The 12,510-nt window shown below is 50.3% G+C and carries 11 protein-coding genes; 1 reads left to right on the top strand and 10 read right to left on the bottom strand.

From position 1 onward, the window contains the following. Positions 1 to 8: 8 nt before the first annotated feature. Positions 9 to 1,193, bottom strand: a complete 1,185-nt coding sequence (locus PKO02S_RS13235; protein ID WP_127583523.1) for an iron-containing alcohol dehydrogenase — start codon at positions 1,191 to 1,193, stop codon at positions 9 to 11. 52 nt (positions 1,194 to 1,245) lie between these two features. Further along, positions 1,246 to 1,356 carry an aldehyde dehydrogenase family protein gene (locus tag PKO02S_RS13230; protein WP_246066983.1) on the bottom strand — a complete coding sequence of 37 codons (111 nt, stop codon included), beginning with the start codon at positions 1,354 to 1,356 and terminating at the stop codon, positions 1,246 to 1,248. 533 nt (positions 1,357 to 1,889) lie between these two features. Between PKO02S_RS13230 and PKO02S_RS13225 the strand changes: the two genes are divergently transcribed. Further along, positions 1,890 to 3,308, top strand: coding sequence for an NAD-dependent malic enzyme (locus tag PKO02S_RS13225; RefSeq protein WP_127583485.1), 1,419 nt, complete (start codon positions 1,890 to 1,892; stop codon positions 3,306 to 3,308). Between the two features lie 175 nt (positions 3,309 to 3,483). Here the strand turns inward: PKO02S_RS13225 and PKO02S_RS13220 are convergent, their stop codons facing one another. From PKO02S_RS13220 to PKO02S_RS13185, 8 genes are all read right to left on the bottom strand, one after another. Continuing rightward, positions 3,484 to 5,079, bottom strand: a complete 1,596-nt coding sequence (locus tag PKO02S_RS13220) for an extracellular solute-binding protein (protein ID WP_127583483.1) — start codon at positions 5,077 to 5,079, stop codon at positions 3,484 to 3,486. A gap of 26 nt (positions 5,080 to 5,105) precedes the next feature. Further along, entirely contained in the window at positions 5,106 to 5,987 is an 882-nt protein-coding gene (locus PKO02S_RS13215) for a carbohydrate ABC transporter permease (RefSeq protein WP_307720021.1), read from the bottom strand. A gap of 12 nt (positions 5,988 to 5,999) precedes the next feature. Next, on the bottom strand, positions 6,000 to 6,905 hold the full coding sequence (locus tag PKO02S_RS13210; protein WP_246066972.1) for an ABC transporter permease: 906 nt from the start codon (positions 6,903 to 6,905) through the stop codon (positions 6,000 to 6,002). Beyond that, the gene (locus PKO02S_RS13205; RefSeq protein WP_127583477.1) at positions 6,895 to 8,190 is read right to left on the bottom strand and encodes a DegT/DnrJ/EryC1/StrS family aminotransferase; all 1,296 of its coding nucleotides are present in this window, start codon (positions 8,188 to 8,190) and stop codon (positions 6,895 to 6,897) included. The genes PKO02S_RS13210 and PKO02S_RS13205 overlap by 11 nt, the downstream gene beginning before the upstream one ends. Next, positions 8,153 to 9,085, bottom strand: a complete 933-nt coding sequence (locus PKO02S_RS13200; RefSeq protein ID WP_127583475.1) for a sugar phosphate isomerase/epimerase family protein — start codon at positions 9,083 to 9,085, stop codon at positions 8,153 to 8,155. The genes PKO02S_RS13205 and PKO02S_RS13200 overlap by 38 nt, the downstream gene beginning before the upstream one ends. A 216-nt stretch (positions 9,086 to 9,301) precedes the next feature. After that, positions 9,302 to 10,432, bottom strand: a complete 1,131-nt coding sequence (locus PKO02S_RS13195; RefSeq protein WP_127583521.1) for a Gfo/Idh/MocA family protein — start codon at positions 10,430 to 10,432, stop codon at positions 9,302 to 9,304. A 54-nt stretch (positions 10,433 to 10,486) separates the two neighbouring features. Next, a complete protein-coding gene (locus PKO02S_RS13190) occupies positions 10,487 to 11,521 on the bottom strand; it encodes a TIM barrel protein (RefSeq protein WP_127583473.1) in 1,035 nt (344 codons plus the stop codon). A gap of 20 nt (positions 11,522 to 11,541) precedes the next feature. Continuing rightward, entirely contained in the window at positions 11,542 to 12,501 is a 960-nt protein-coding gene (locus PKO02S_RS13185) for a D-2-hydroxyacid dehydrogenase (protein ID WP_127583471.1), read from the bottom strand. Positions 12,502 to 12,510 lie beyond the last annotated feature (9 nt).

Raw genomic sequence — 12,510 nt, 5'->3', positions numbered from 1 at the left:
CATCCCCCTTAGTCTCTGCCTTGCCAGGCCGCCGCGTAGATGGCGCGAATGTCCGCCCGCTCAAGGGCGAGCGGGCTGCGGGCGAGCAGCCGCGTCTGGCGGCCGGCGTCGTCGGTGAGCGCGTCCAGTTCGGACTCGCTGATCCCGTAGTCGCGCAGGCTTACAGACAGGCCGACGTCACGCGAGAGCGCATGCAGCGCGGCGACGAAGGCGTCGGCCGCTGCGCCTGCTTCTATGTGATCGTCCGCACCCGTGGCGCTGTCGCCCTGCAGCGCGCGCAGCAAGGCGCGCATGCGCTCGCCGCAAGCCGGCGCTAGGCGCGCCATGACGTGCGGCAGCAGTACCGCGTTCGCCTCGCCGTGCGGCATGTGGAACTGGCCGCCCAGCGGGTAGGCCAGCGCATGCACTCCCGCGACGCCCGCGTTGAAGAAGGCGAGTCCGGCGAGATAGCTAGCCTGGCTCATGTCCTCGCGAGCGGACACGTCGCGTCCGTCCCGCACGGCCTGCCGGATGGCCCGGCCGCCCAGGCGAACAGCATTCAGCGCCAGTGCATCGCTTGCTGGCGACGCATGAATGGACAAATACGCCTCGATCGCATGCGTCATCGCGTCCATGCCGGTCGCCGCCGTCACGCGTGCCGGCACCGATACGGTCAACTCGGCGTCGACGATCGCAGCCTCAGCGCTCAGGTACTCGTGGACAACGACGTCCTTCGTGTGAGCGAGCGACAGCACGGCGATGTTTGTCACCTCGGAACCGGAGCCGGACGTCGTGGGCACGAGCAACTTGGGCAAGCCTCGCCGCTCGATCCGCCGGTCGCCGGTCAAGTTCAAGTAGTCGGCCACCGCCCCCTCGTGCGCACTCAGCACGGCAGCGAGCTTTGCCAAATCCAGCGCGCTCCCGCCGCCGAGGCCGATGATGAGGTCGTAACGGCCCTCGCGAGCGTGTGCAACGATCCGTTCCGCCAGCGCCAGGCTCGGCTCCGGCTCGATCTCCGCGAACACGTCCAGAGTGACGCCGCCCTGCCGGATCGGCGCAGCCAGGCGCTCGGTCATGCCGAGCTTCACGAGCGCCTGGTCCGCGATCAGTAGCACGCGCCCAGCCTCATAGCGGCGCACCTCCTCCGCAAGACGGGAGGAAGCTCCTCTCCCAACATAGCTAAGCGGAGGAAATTTTAATATTGCTCCTTGCAGAGCATTCTGCATGACGCCCACCCTTCCCTAGTTTCCTCGATCCTGACTCGCACTAACCGAATTCAAAATTGTTGGCCAATCGTACGGCTTCTTCCTCGGTATTAAAAGGGATGACTGAAACCACAGGCGCAAAATCCTCTTGACAAACCACTGCTTGTACCATAATTAATTCATCCGCCAGATCAAGACTCCCAATCATAGGGACTTATAAGGGGCATCGTTTGTTTCCCTGCAAATCGTTCTTCTCCTTGAATGAGAGAAGCAGAACGCAAAAGAGCCCCGCTCCTCGCTCCCTTTCATTATATATTTTTACTACTAAAGTATATAACTATTACAGTATTTTGTACACAAAATTGTTTATTTATTTGGATTGATAGAGTCTTTTTTTTGTCATATAATTTAATTGATTAATTAATTAATCGGAAAGGAGTTAATGCTCGTGGCATCTGAATTTCGAACGACCGACATGCTGGTAACAGGAATTGACAACATCTAGCGATATGGGCATACCATCATCGCTGGAGGAAGTCGGCACACCGCGGGAAGCGATCCCGAAATTGGCTGTAGGCGCCGCAGCCACTACCGGTTGCAAAAAAACACCCCCTGACCGCAAAACACGTCACAGATCGAACGAATCTACGAGGAAGCCTACCAAGAACAGATAAATCCGCATTCAGCGACGAAAGGGGTAAATAAATGGCTTTGTCAATTGGATCAGGGACCACTATCGTGCTCCGACTTGAGATCGATCACAAACATACGGCATTCGGGCATATTGCAGCCGCAATCAGCGATGCAGGCGGCGATATCGTAGCCATCGATGTGAGCCGCTCTGGGCGGCATACGACTACCCGCGACATTACAGTAAATGTGCAGGATTCGCAAGAGACAGAGCAGGTCGTCCGTGCGGTTGAACGCCTGTCGGGAGTCCAGGTAGTCAATGTGTCCGACCAGACGTTCCTGCTCCACCTTGGCGGTAAAATCGAGATGACATCGAAAGTTTCCATCAAGAATCGCGATGACCTTTCGAGGGTATATACTCCAGGCGTCGCCCGCATCTGTCAGGCCATTCATGAGCGACCCGAGAGAGCGTATACACTCACGGTGAAGCGCAATATGGTAGCTGTGGTCTCTGACGGATCTGCCGTGCTGGGACTGGGCAACATCGGCCCGCTCGCAGCCATGCCTGTGATGGAAGGCAAGGCGATGCTGTTCAAACAGTTCGCTGGTGTGGACGCCGTTCCCATCTGTCTCTCCACCCAAGATCCCGAGGAAATTATCAAAACCGTTAAAGCAATTGCACCTTCGTTCGGGGGTATCAATCTCGAGGACATCTCATCGCCACGATGTTTCGAGATCGAACAGCGGCTCGTTGAGGAACTGGATATTCCCGTTTTTCACGACGACCAGCATGGCACTGCCGTTGTAATGCTGGCCGGATTATACAATGCATTAAAGTTGGTAGGCAAGAAGTTGGAGACGGTCAAAATCGTATTTACGGGCATCGGTGCCGCAGGTATCGCTTGTACGAAGATTTTACTCGCGGCGGGCGCACGCCATATAATCGGCGTAGACAAACAAGGAGCATTGGTTCGCGGAAACGAATATGATCATCCCGCTTGGAATTGGTATGCGAACCACACTAACCCGCAAGCCGAAACCGGCCGGTTGCGTGACGTCATTGCCGGAGCCGACGTGTTTATAGGTGTTTCCGGTCCCGGTGTTTTATCACAGGATGACCTCCGACTCATGTCGCCCAATGCCATCGTATTCGCGATGGCCAATCCATCCCCGGAAATCATGCCAGAAGAAGCTGAGAACCTGGTGCGTGTGATGGCCACCGGCCGTTCAGATTATCCCAACCAAATCAACAACGTACTGTGCTTCCCCGGTCTGTTCCGTGGAGTTCTCGACTGCCGCGCTTCCCGTATCACGGAAGAAATGAAGCTGGCGGCTGCGAAGGCGATCGCCTCCGCGGTAAGCGAGGACGAGTTAAATGAACAGTACATTATTCCTAGTGTTTTTCATCCGGATGTCGCCGAACGCGTCAAAGAAGCCGTTATCGAAGCCGCCTATGCGACAGGTGTTGCCCGTCGGCGAAGAGAACAGCCTTGAGCGTAATAACCACAAAATCTGAACTTCATGCTACCTGCACTTCTGATGGCGTTATCGCCTGTAGATGCCTTATATTCGCTATTTTGTACCGCCTAAATAATTGCCATTGCGCACATACAAAAAAACCTTTCGGGCCGTCCGTCCGAAAGGTTTTTTTGTACTGCGCTAGATGTAATCAGGATTTTTTATAACGGTTGAAAGCATCGGTATAGATCTTCACATACTGGTCCAAGCCCAATTGCTTCAACTGTTTGATATAATTGTCCCATTCCTGCTCAACGCCACCCTTGACGATCCAATTGGTGATCGTTTGACTGACAAACTTGTTGAGATCTGACGAAATATCGCTTAACTTCTGGACCTCTTCGCTCGAAAACAGCATGACAGGATAGGTGTTCTCTACGCTAGGGAGGTAAGGCGCATATAAGGGTAATTGATCCAATTTGTTCTGGACGCCAACAGTGGTTTCAGTCTGCCGTTCGCCATATTCTTGAAGCGATGCGTACAGTGATTGGTCACCTGGTGTGTATTGGTGTCTCCATTCAGCATAAATTTGTCCTTGTGGCACGGGAATCGGCTTAAGTTTTCCGTCCGCCAGCAATTGCTGTGTCACACCAAAAGGCCCGCCCAACATTTGGAGACTCATGTCTTCCTCAAACGATTTATCAATCCAGCGCAACGTTTCCTCCGGATGCTTGTTTGCCGTAGTGATGGCAAATCCGCAGAAAGCAAGGATATTCGTCAACTGGCGATTCCACAATTGAGTGCCATTTGGCCCCTTCAGTGGAGAGATAGGAACAAGCGGCGATTTACTTAATTCAGGGAAATTTTGAAAGGTCGACCAGTACACCGCCGAACCAAGTGACTTCGGATCTTTAATTTTAGCAGAATATACATTGAAGGCTTGTGTAAAACTCTCAGGATCGATCAGACCTTCAGCGAAAAGTTTGCGAAAATATTGTATTCCGTCTTTGTATCCCGGCTGTATTGGCGCGAAAACGACATTGCCATTTTGAATCGTGATATGACTCGGACTGTCCAAGATTCCAAATGAACCAAACATCGAATTAATGCCGTAAGTCAAGTTTCCGAACATGAATGAAAAAGGAATCCGATTCGGATCTTTTTGTTTGAACGCCTTCAACGCATTGTAGAAGTCGTCAGTCGTTTGGGGAAGTCCCAATCCTGCTTCATCCAACCACTTTTTGTTTATGAATAGCGCGTCAGAGACATCCCTGTGCTTTGACTCATCAATGACAGGCAAGGCATAGATGTGGCCGTCTGGCGCTGTAATGGCTTTCTTGTACTCCGGCCGCTTTTGCAGAATTTTATTAAAATTAGGTGCATATAGGGGAATCAATTTTTCCAACGGAACCAACAATCCTTGCGAACCGTACTTGACGATTTCCTGACTGTTTAAAACATTCCCTCCATATAAAGCATCAGGCATATCGCCGCTGGCGAACATCAGGTTTTTCTGTTCGCCCCAATTGTCCGCAGTGACCAAACTCCAATCGACTTGAACATTGCTTCCTTCCATCAATTTCTTTACCATATCCAAGTCGCTATATTTTTTTGTTACCTCAGGCCGTTTCAATGCAGTGACCTTCAATTGAATAGGAGTCGCGGGTTTATTATCTGTCGGTTTAACTGTTGCCGCAGCGGAGGGACTGCTTTGGGCATCGTTTCCAGACTTACTACACGCCGTCAAAAAAGAAGAAATTAGCATGAAACTAGCAACAAACCAGATTAGGCCTTTTCTTCTGCTCATGGGAGCACCCCTTTTATTCGAGATAATTAACCTTTAATAGAACCCAACATAACACCTTTGATCAGATACTTCTGCAGAAACGGATACAGCACCAGCATCGGCAGGCTCGCCACGATGATGACTCCGTACTTGATCAATTCCGACTTCATCAGGACATCTGTCATATTCTCGGTATCCATCGCCAGGTCCTGAACCTGATTCGCCAGCAAAATTTGGCGCAAGACCAGTTGCAGCGGAAATAAATTCGAATTCCTCAAATAAATCAAAGCGCCAAAGTAGGCATTCCAATGGCTCACGGCATAGAAAAGCACCATTACGGCAACGATCGGAGCAGAGAGCGGTATAACGATTCTCCCAATAAACGACAGATTGGAACATCCGTCGATCTGGGCGGCTTCAAGCAGTTCATCGGGGAGGGAACTCTGAAAGTAGGTCCGCACCACGATGATGTAGAATGCCGATACCGCCCCTGGGATGATCAATGCCCATACGGTATTGACCATTCCCAATGTTTTGACCACCAGATATGTTGGTATCAACCCCCCATGGAACAACATGGTGAAAACGATGAGGAATGTAAAGAAATGCCGACCGACCAGATCCTTTCTAGAAAGCACATACCCCGCAGAAATGGTCAATACGACATTAAAAGCCGTCCCGACAGTGGTATAGAACAAAGAATTGCGATAGCCAAGATAAATAGTATGGTCTTTGAAAATCTGACGGTACCCGTCCCAAGTGAAACCCTGTGGCCAAATCCAGACCTTGCCGGCATTAACGGCGACAGGGTCGCTGACCGACGAGATCAGGATGAAATACAGCGGATAGAGAACAAGCAAGGTAACTACACTCATCAGCACGATATTGACGACGTCAAACGCTCTGTCAAAACCCATCTGCACTTTCATCTGCATATCCCCTTACCAAAGCGAAGATTTGCCCATACGCTTCAAAATCTTGTTAATCGATACCAATAGGATCAGATTGATTACGGAATTGAACAGCCCAATTGCCGTCGCGAAACTGTACTTACCTTGCAGTAAACCTGTCTTGTATACGTGCGTCTGGATCACTTCGGCAGCTGATATATTCAATGGATTCTGCATCAAATACACTTTCTCAAAACCTACTGTCATAAAGCTGCCAATATTCAGAATTAACAAGATGGTCACCGTCGGCATGATTCCCGGTAAATCGATATGCAATATTCTTCTAAATTTGTTGGCTCCATCCATAACTGCCGATTCATGCAATTCAGGGTTGATCGATGTTAATGCCGCAAGATAGATGATTGCAGACCATCCCGCCGTCTGCCAGATGCCGGATGCGATATAGACCGTTCTGAACCAGCTTGGGTCAGCCATGAAGAAGATCGGCTTACTCCCGAATAGTTGGATCAAATTGTTGACCGGGCCGTGATTGGGCGAAAGCAGCAACGAAAGTACGCCGACCAACACGACAACCGAAATGAAATGAGGCGCGTACGTAACCGTTTGCACAAACCGTTTGAAGCGCAAGCTCGGCAATTGATTCAATAGCAGAGCGAGCAGAATTGGCACCGGAAACGCGAAGATCAATACATAGACATTGATTAGAAGCGTATTCCGGATTAGCTGCCAGAAGTAAAATGAATGGAAGAACCGCAGGAAATTGTCGAATCCGACCCAAGGACTTCCCCAAATCCCTTTCATCGCCAAGAAATTCTTAAACGCGATTTGCACTCCGTACATCGGCCAGTATTCAAAGATCAGAAAATAGACAATTGTCGGAAGCAAAATCAAGTATAGGTCATAATTGCGCAGGACTTTCCTGAATTTATGTGTCATCACGATGTGCCCTCGCAACCTTGCGGATGGCACGGATCGCATCATCACAATCCTCTAACGTCAATTGCTGATGAAGGTTAATCAGAATCGCCCGTTTGAAGAGATCCAGCGTTCTCGGGCACATCTCTTTATCATACTGTACATTTCCTTTATAAAGCGGTGATTGCCAAGGATTATCTTTATCTGAAATTCCACGTTTCTCCAGCACGTATTCCCAGTTGACATACAAGTGCCGATCGGCAATTCCATTATTGAAGATCGTTCCGTTCGGGATGCCTTCCAGCCGAAGCTGGTCCGAGAACGATCGAGCAGTTTCCTGATCCTTCAGGTAGAAGATAAGAACATAGGACACATCGCCTTCGGGATCCGGGATAGTTTGCAACTGCAATTCAGGAAGATCCCGGATTCCATCGACAATTGTCTTCTTAACTTGCCGCAGCTTCGTCACCAATTGGTCAATCCGTCTGGACTGTGCTAAACCCAATGCGGCATTGATTTCGCTCATTCGGTAATTCTCGCCTGGAAAACTGGGGACATCGATATTCTCTTCCTCAGTGCCCCAGAACGCCAGCGCAGAATCATGATAAATACTTGCTCGCTTGTAAAGCTTGCGATCGTTGGTAACCATCATCCCGCCCTCACCGGAGGTGATCAACTTAAATTGCTGAAAACTGAAACAGCCAGCAAGACCGAACGTACCCAATGGCTTGCCATTATATGATCCTCCGTTGGCCTGAGCTACATCTTCGATAACTACCAACCCATGTTCTTCTGCAATCTCCATGATCTCATCCATCCGACAAGGCACCCCCTTCATATGAACGGGGATTACCGCCTTGGTATAGGGAGTAATTGCCGCTGAAATCGCTTTCGGATCCATCGTAAGCGATTCGTCGACTTCTACGATAACCGGAACAGCTCGAGCAATCAGAACAGCTGACGCTGTAGCGATGTAGGTATAAGCCGGGATGATCACCTCGTCACCGGGACCGACACCAGCGGCAATCAAGGCGGAAACAAGCGCCGATGTACCGGAATTCATTACCAGGCAATGCTCAACATCCAATCGTTCCCGGTATAATCGTTCCAGCTTGCGGGCTTCGGAATTGGCAACGTCAGGCTTGTAAAACCGGAATACCCGCTTCTTCTCAAGCACATTCATAAGCGATTCCCGTTCTTCTTCGCCGAATTCTTCTGAACTGAGGAAAACCGGCGCCCATGGTTTGGTTCGAACTGGAGTTGGATCGTTAACATTCATTGGCTGGTCTTTCTTCTGCATGTTCATGCGGTTCTCTCCTTTGATCTTCAGTAACCGGAACCCCTTGAATCGGAATGCCCAGTTCCCTTTCAACGTAATCTCGGCATATCTGCAAACTCTGGAAAGGAGTACTGGTGGACTTGTCGATCTCAACAGTTACCCATCCATCATATCCAATAGCATCCAATTCCTCCATAAACGGGAGGAATTGTACCGGGCCGAGCCCTAGCTCGCAGAATACCGGCAAAGCTTCATTGCCCATTAGCATCGGAAAATCCTCCACCCGGGCTTCCTTCGGCATCAAATCCTTCAGATGCACATAAGCAACCTTCTCCTTATATCTCCTTACCACTGCAGCAGGGTCCATGCCGGCACCAGTCAGATGCGCCGAGTCGGGGGCAAAGAAAACGACATCGGGATCACAATATTCCATAAGTGCGTCGAGTTCGTTCTCATCCTGCAGTTCTGTCCACAAATGCGGATGAACACAAGCTTTTACGCCAAGCTCAAAGGTTCTTTTAGCTGCCTCATTGATTGTCGACGCAGCTATCTTTAATTCCTCAAGCGTTGTCGGCCTCTCCCTCGGACCACCCGGTCCAAAAATTAAATGTCCCGCTCCGCATTTGGCCAGAATTCGAGCCAATCTCACATTGTGATCAATGATACTGACTCGTTTAGTTGGATCAGAAAATTTTCTGCCCTTTTCACCTGATGCTCCTCCGTACAAACCACTCATCACCAAGCCGTAGCGGTCCAGCAGTTCAACAAGTTCTGTCTCCCTCCCTTCATATGTCAAGGCAAACGTCGGCCAGGGTTCGATGGCCCGGTACCCCAATTGCGACGCTTCTTCCAAAGCCTTGATGTGTTCCTGGCCCCAGGTTATGGCGTGTACAGAAATATGACCTTTGAAACGTTCAAGCACGGTGCACTCAACTCCTGAAATTAGATATATTTCATTAATTAAATTATATGACGTTTAAATACTATTGTAAACTGTTATTCCAAAAAAAATGCCAGTATTTTAAAGGGGAAAAATCACTTCAGCAATAGAAATATATGGATTTTTCGAAAGAGCCCCCTAGCAAATCGACACAATTCATCACATACTGATCCAGACTTAGCCGCTTCGAACTGTCTGCTAACCGACTGGCGCCCACCTTTTCTCCGTCGATGAAGTCTCCACTGCTGACAACACCTGTTGGCATCGGAAGCCGTCCAAAAAATTCGGCGTGGGGCACTCGTTCCTTGAATACGCCTCTACAAAGGCATTCACCATATTGATGAACGTATGTTCATAGCCGATGCTATGTCCCGCCGGCCAATAGCGCCCGGAATAGGGATGGATCTCTTCAGTACAATGGATCGTGCGAAACCCCTGGATTCCCAAAGGATCGTCTTCCAGGTATAACTGAAGTTCATTCATCTTTTCCATGTCCCAACGAATCGAACCCTTTGAACCGTTGATCTCTAGTCGATTCCCGCAGCGATTGCCTTTGGCAAAGCGCGACGCTTCAAAAACGCCGAGGCAGCCATTATCGAACCGGGCCATCATGATCGCCGCGTCATCGACGTCCACCTCCCCCAAACCAGCACCGTCAGCTTGCGCCCGTAATCCATCTGCCATTTCTCCGGACGGCCTCTTCTTGATAAATGTCTCCAGCATGCCTGAAACTTCGCTGATTTCACCAATCAGATACCTGGCAAGATCAATGGAGTGCGCCATCAAGTCACCCAAAGCCCCCGAACCGCAGACTTCCCGTCGAAGCCTCCAAACTAATGGAAATTCAGGGTCCATGATCCAGTCTTGAAGGAAAGTCGCGCGCAAATGGTACAATTGTCCAAGGATGCCTTGTTCGATCAATCTTTTAACAAAAGCTACCGCCGGAACGAAACGATAATTGAAACAAATCATGTGCTTCACACCTGCGTGTTGCACGGCTTGCAGCATGCGTTCAGCCTGGGGAACATCCATTGCAAGGGGCTTTTCACAAATTATATGTTTGCCGCATTGCGCAGCAGCCATCACGATATCGGAATGCGTGTTGTTCGGGCTGACGATGTCAATAATGTCGATATCCTTTCGCTCCATGATACGTCGCCAGTCGGTCTCAACCTCCCTCCATCCCCACTTTCGGGCAGCGTCCTCGACCGCCTCACGATGACGTCCGCCCAACACTTGCAACACCGGCTCAAACTCCGTATCGAAATAAAACGGCAAATCTCGGTAAGCATGAGAATGCGCTTTCCCCATAAATTTATAGCCAATCATGGCCACACGAAGAGGTTGTTTTCGTTCCGCCACGGCAATCCACCTCCCAGTTCGTCAAATTCCCAGCAAATGCTTGATCATGTAACGATCTAACGCCTCGAAATCGAGATCCTGTCTGCGGGCTTCTACAAACTCCATATTGAGACTCTTTGCTTTTTGCGCCATCCATTCTACCGCTTCGAGGGAATGACGCAAGTGCTTGTGTGCTGCGGCGGCATCTTGTGTACGTAACGCTTTTACATCGACGCCGACATATTCGCCATTTCGTCCGAATCCGTTCTCGATCAAAACACGGACTTGATTGAACGCCGATCTCAGATTAACGGAACCAAATGGACGGTCTTGGTCAAATTTGAGACCGTTCTGATCGTTTAAGTGTACTCCCCACAATTTCTTGTGAGCCAATGCAAACGCCATATCATCGGACGGATCGAGACCGGCCAGGATAGAATGCGCTGATTCGATCAACACACCAACCCTGTCCGGGTCCTTCGTCAGGCATGCCAATGCCAGGGCATGTCCGACCGTCGGGACGAAAGATTTGTCAACCGGCTCATTAGGTTTGGGTTCAAACAGAACTCGCACCGATTTGTTGTGATCAAGAATCGAATTAACCGCCTCAACGATTCTCTCCACTCCCTTTACAGCATCCTTGCTCTCGGGAACGAAATTGCCTTCTCTCGCCAGCCACAGGACGATATTGCGCGTCCCCAGTATATCTGCAATTTCCAGCGCCTTCTTCGTCCGTTCCATCGCATAATTCCGCTGCTTCTCACGATTAGCCGTGTAGGCTCCGTCCCGGGTTTCCGGATCCTCCCACAATCGAGGCGCAATGAATTCGACCACCAACCCTGTTTCATCCATCAGATGTTTCAATTTCCGGGCCTGTTCGGCCAACTCCCTTCCCGAAAAGTTATTCAAATCTGGTACGGCATCATCGTCATGCAACTGCAAAGCGTCGAATCCGATTTCTTTAAACAACTCCAACTTTCGTCCAAACTCCACATCCGGGCGCACCGGCGGTCCGAACATATCCGCCCCCTGATGAAGATTCCATGGACCCACCGAATACTTGAACGTTTTTCCCATCTCTTCGCCACTCCTCTTATTTAATATCCTTCGTCATAGTCGACGAATGGTACATTTTGCAAACATCCTTGCGCATAATTCCGAAAATAGTCCAAAAAACGTTCCATAGAACGTTCCTCCGCACGGTCGGAGGTGCCGGCGGCATGCGGCGTCAGCAGCACATTCGACAGTTGCCACAAAGGACTCGAGGCGGGCAAAGGCTCTTCCTGAAATACATCGAGCCCCGCCCCTGACAGCCGATCTTCAAGTAAAGCTTGTGTCAAGGCGTCCTGGTTCGTCGTTCCGCCCCGCCCCACATTGATATAGTACGCCGAGCGTTTCATCATGCGGATTAGCTTGTCATCCACAAGTCCGGCTGTCGCGAAATTCAGGGGCAGAGAATTGACGATATAGTCGCTTTCCGCCACAAGCGTGTCCAGACGGTCCTGACTATAAAGAATATCCACTCCTTCTACGGGTTTGTCGTTCCTCCTGTAGCCCAAAACCCTCATACCGAAAGCCCTGGCTCTTATGGCAATCTCCCGACCAATCCCACCTACCCCTAATAGCCCAAGAGTCTTACCATACAATTCCCCACCCTGCTTATCAATGCGCCATTGCCGATTGAGTTGCGATTCCAGATACGTTCTTCCGTTACGGGCAAACCACAGCATCATTAACAAAACACTTTCAGCAATGGGAACAGCGTAAACCCCTCTCGAGCAGGTAAGCCGTATCCCCCTCATTTTCAATTCTTCCAACGGAATTCGTTCAATCCCGCTGGACCATGTATGGATCCAGCGCAAGGGACTCCCCTCCACCAAGCTACAGCGCCTGATCCGTTCATCCCAACCAGCAACCACAACTGCCTCCGCGCCTGGCAATAGCGCTTCCAAATTGCCAGATTCAATGTAGGACACCACTTCCCACTCAGGCGCAGCCTCCCGTAGCAAGCGACTTTCAAACACTGTCAGAGCTCGCAACACAACAAGTCTCCGCATAACGGCCCT

This window comes from Paenibacillus koleovorans NBRC 103111, assembly GCF_004000845.1.
Classification (GTDB): domain Bacteria; phylum Bacillota; class Bacilli; order Paenibacillales; family NBRC-103111; genus Paenibacillus_AA; species Paenibacillus_AA koleovorans.
Note: the sequence above shows the minus strand (reverse complement) of the source record. Positions and strands in the feature narration are given on the sequence as shown.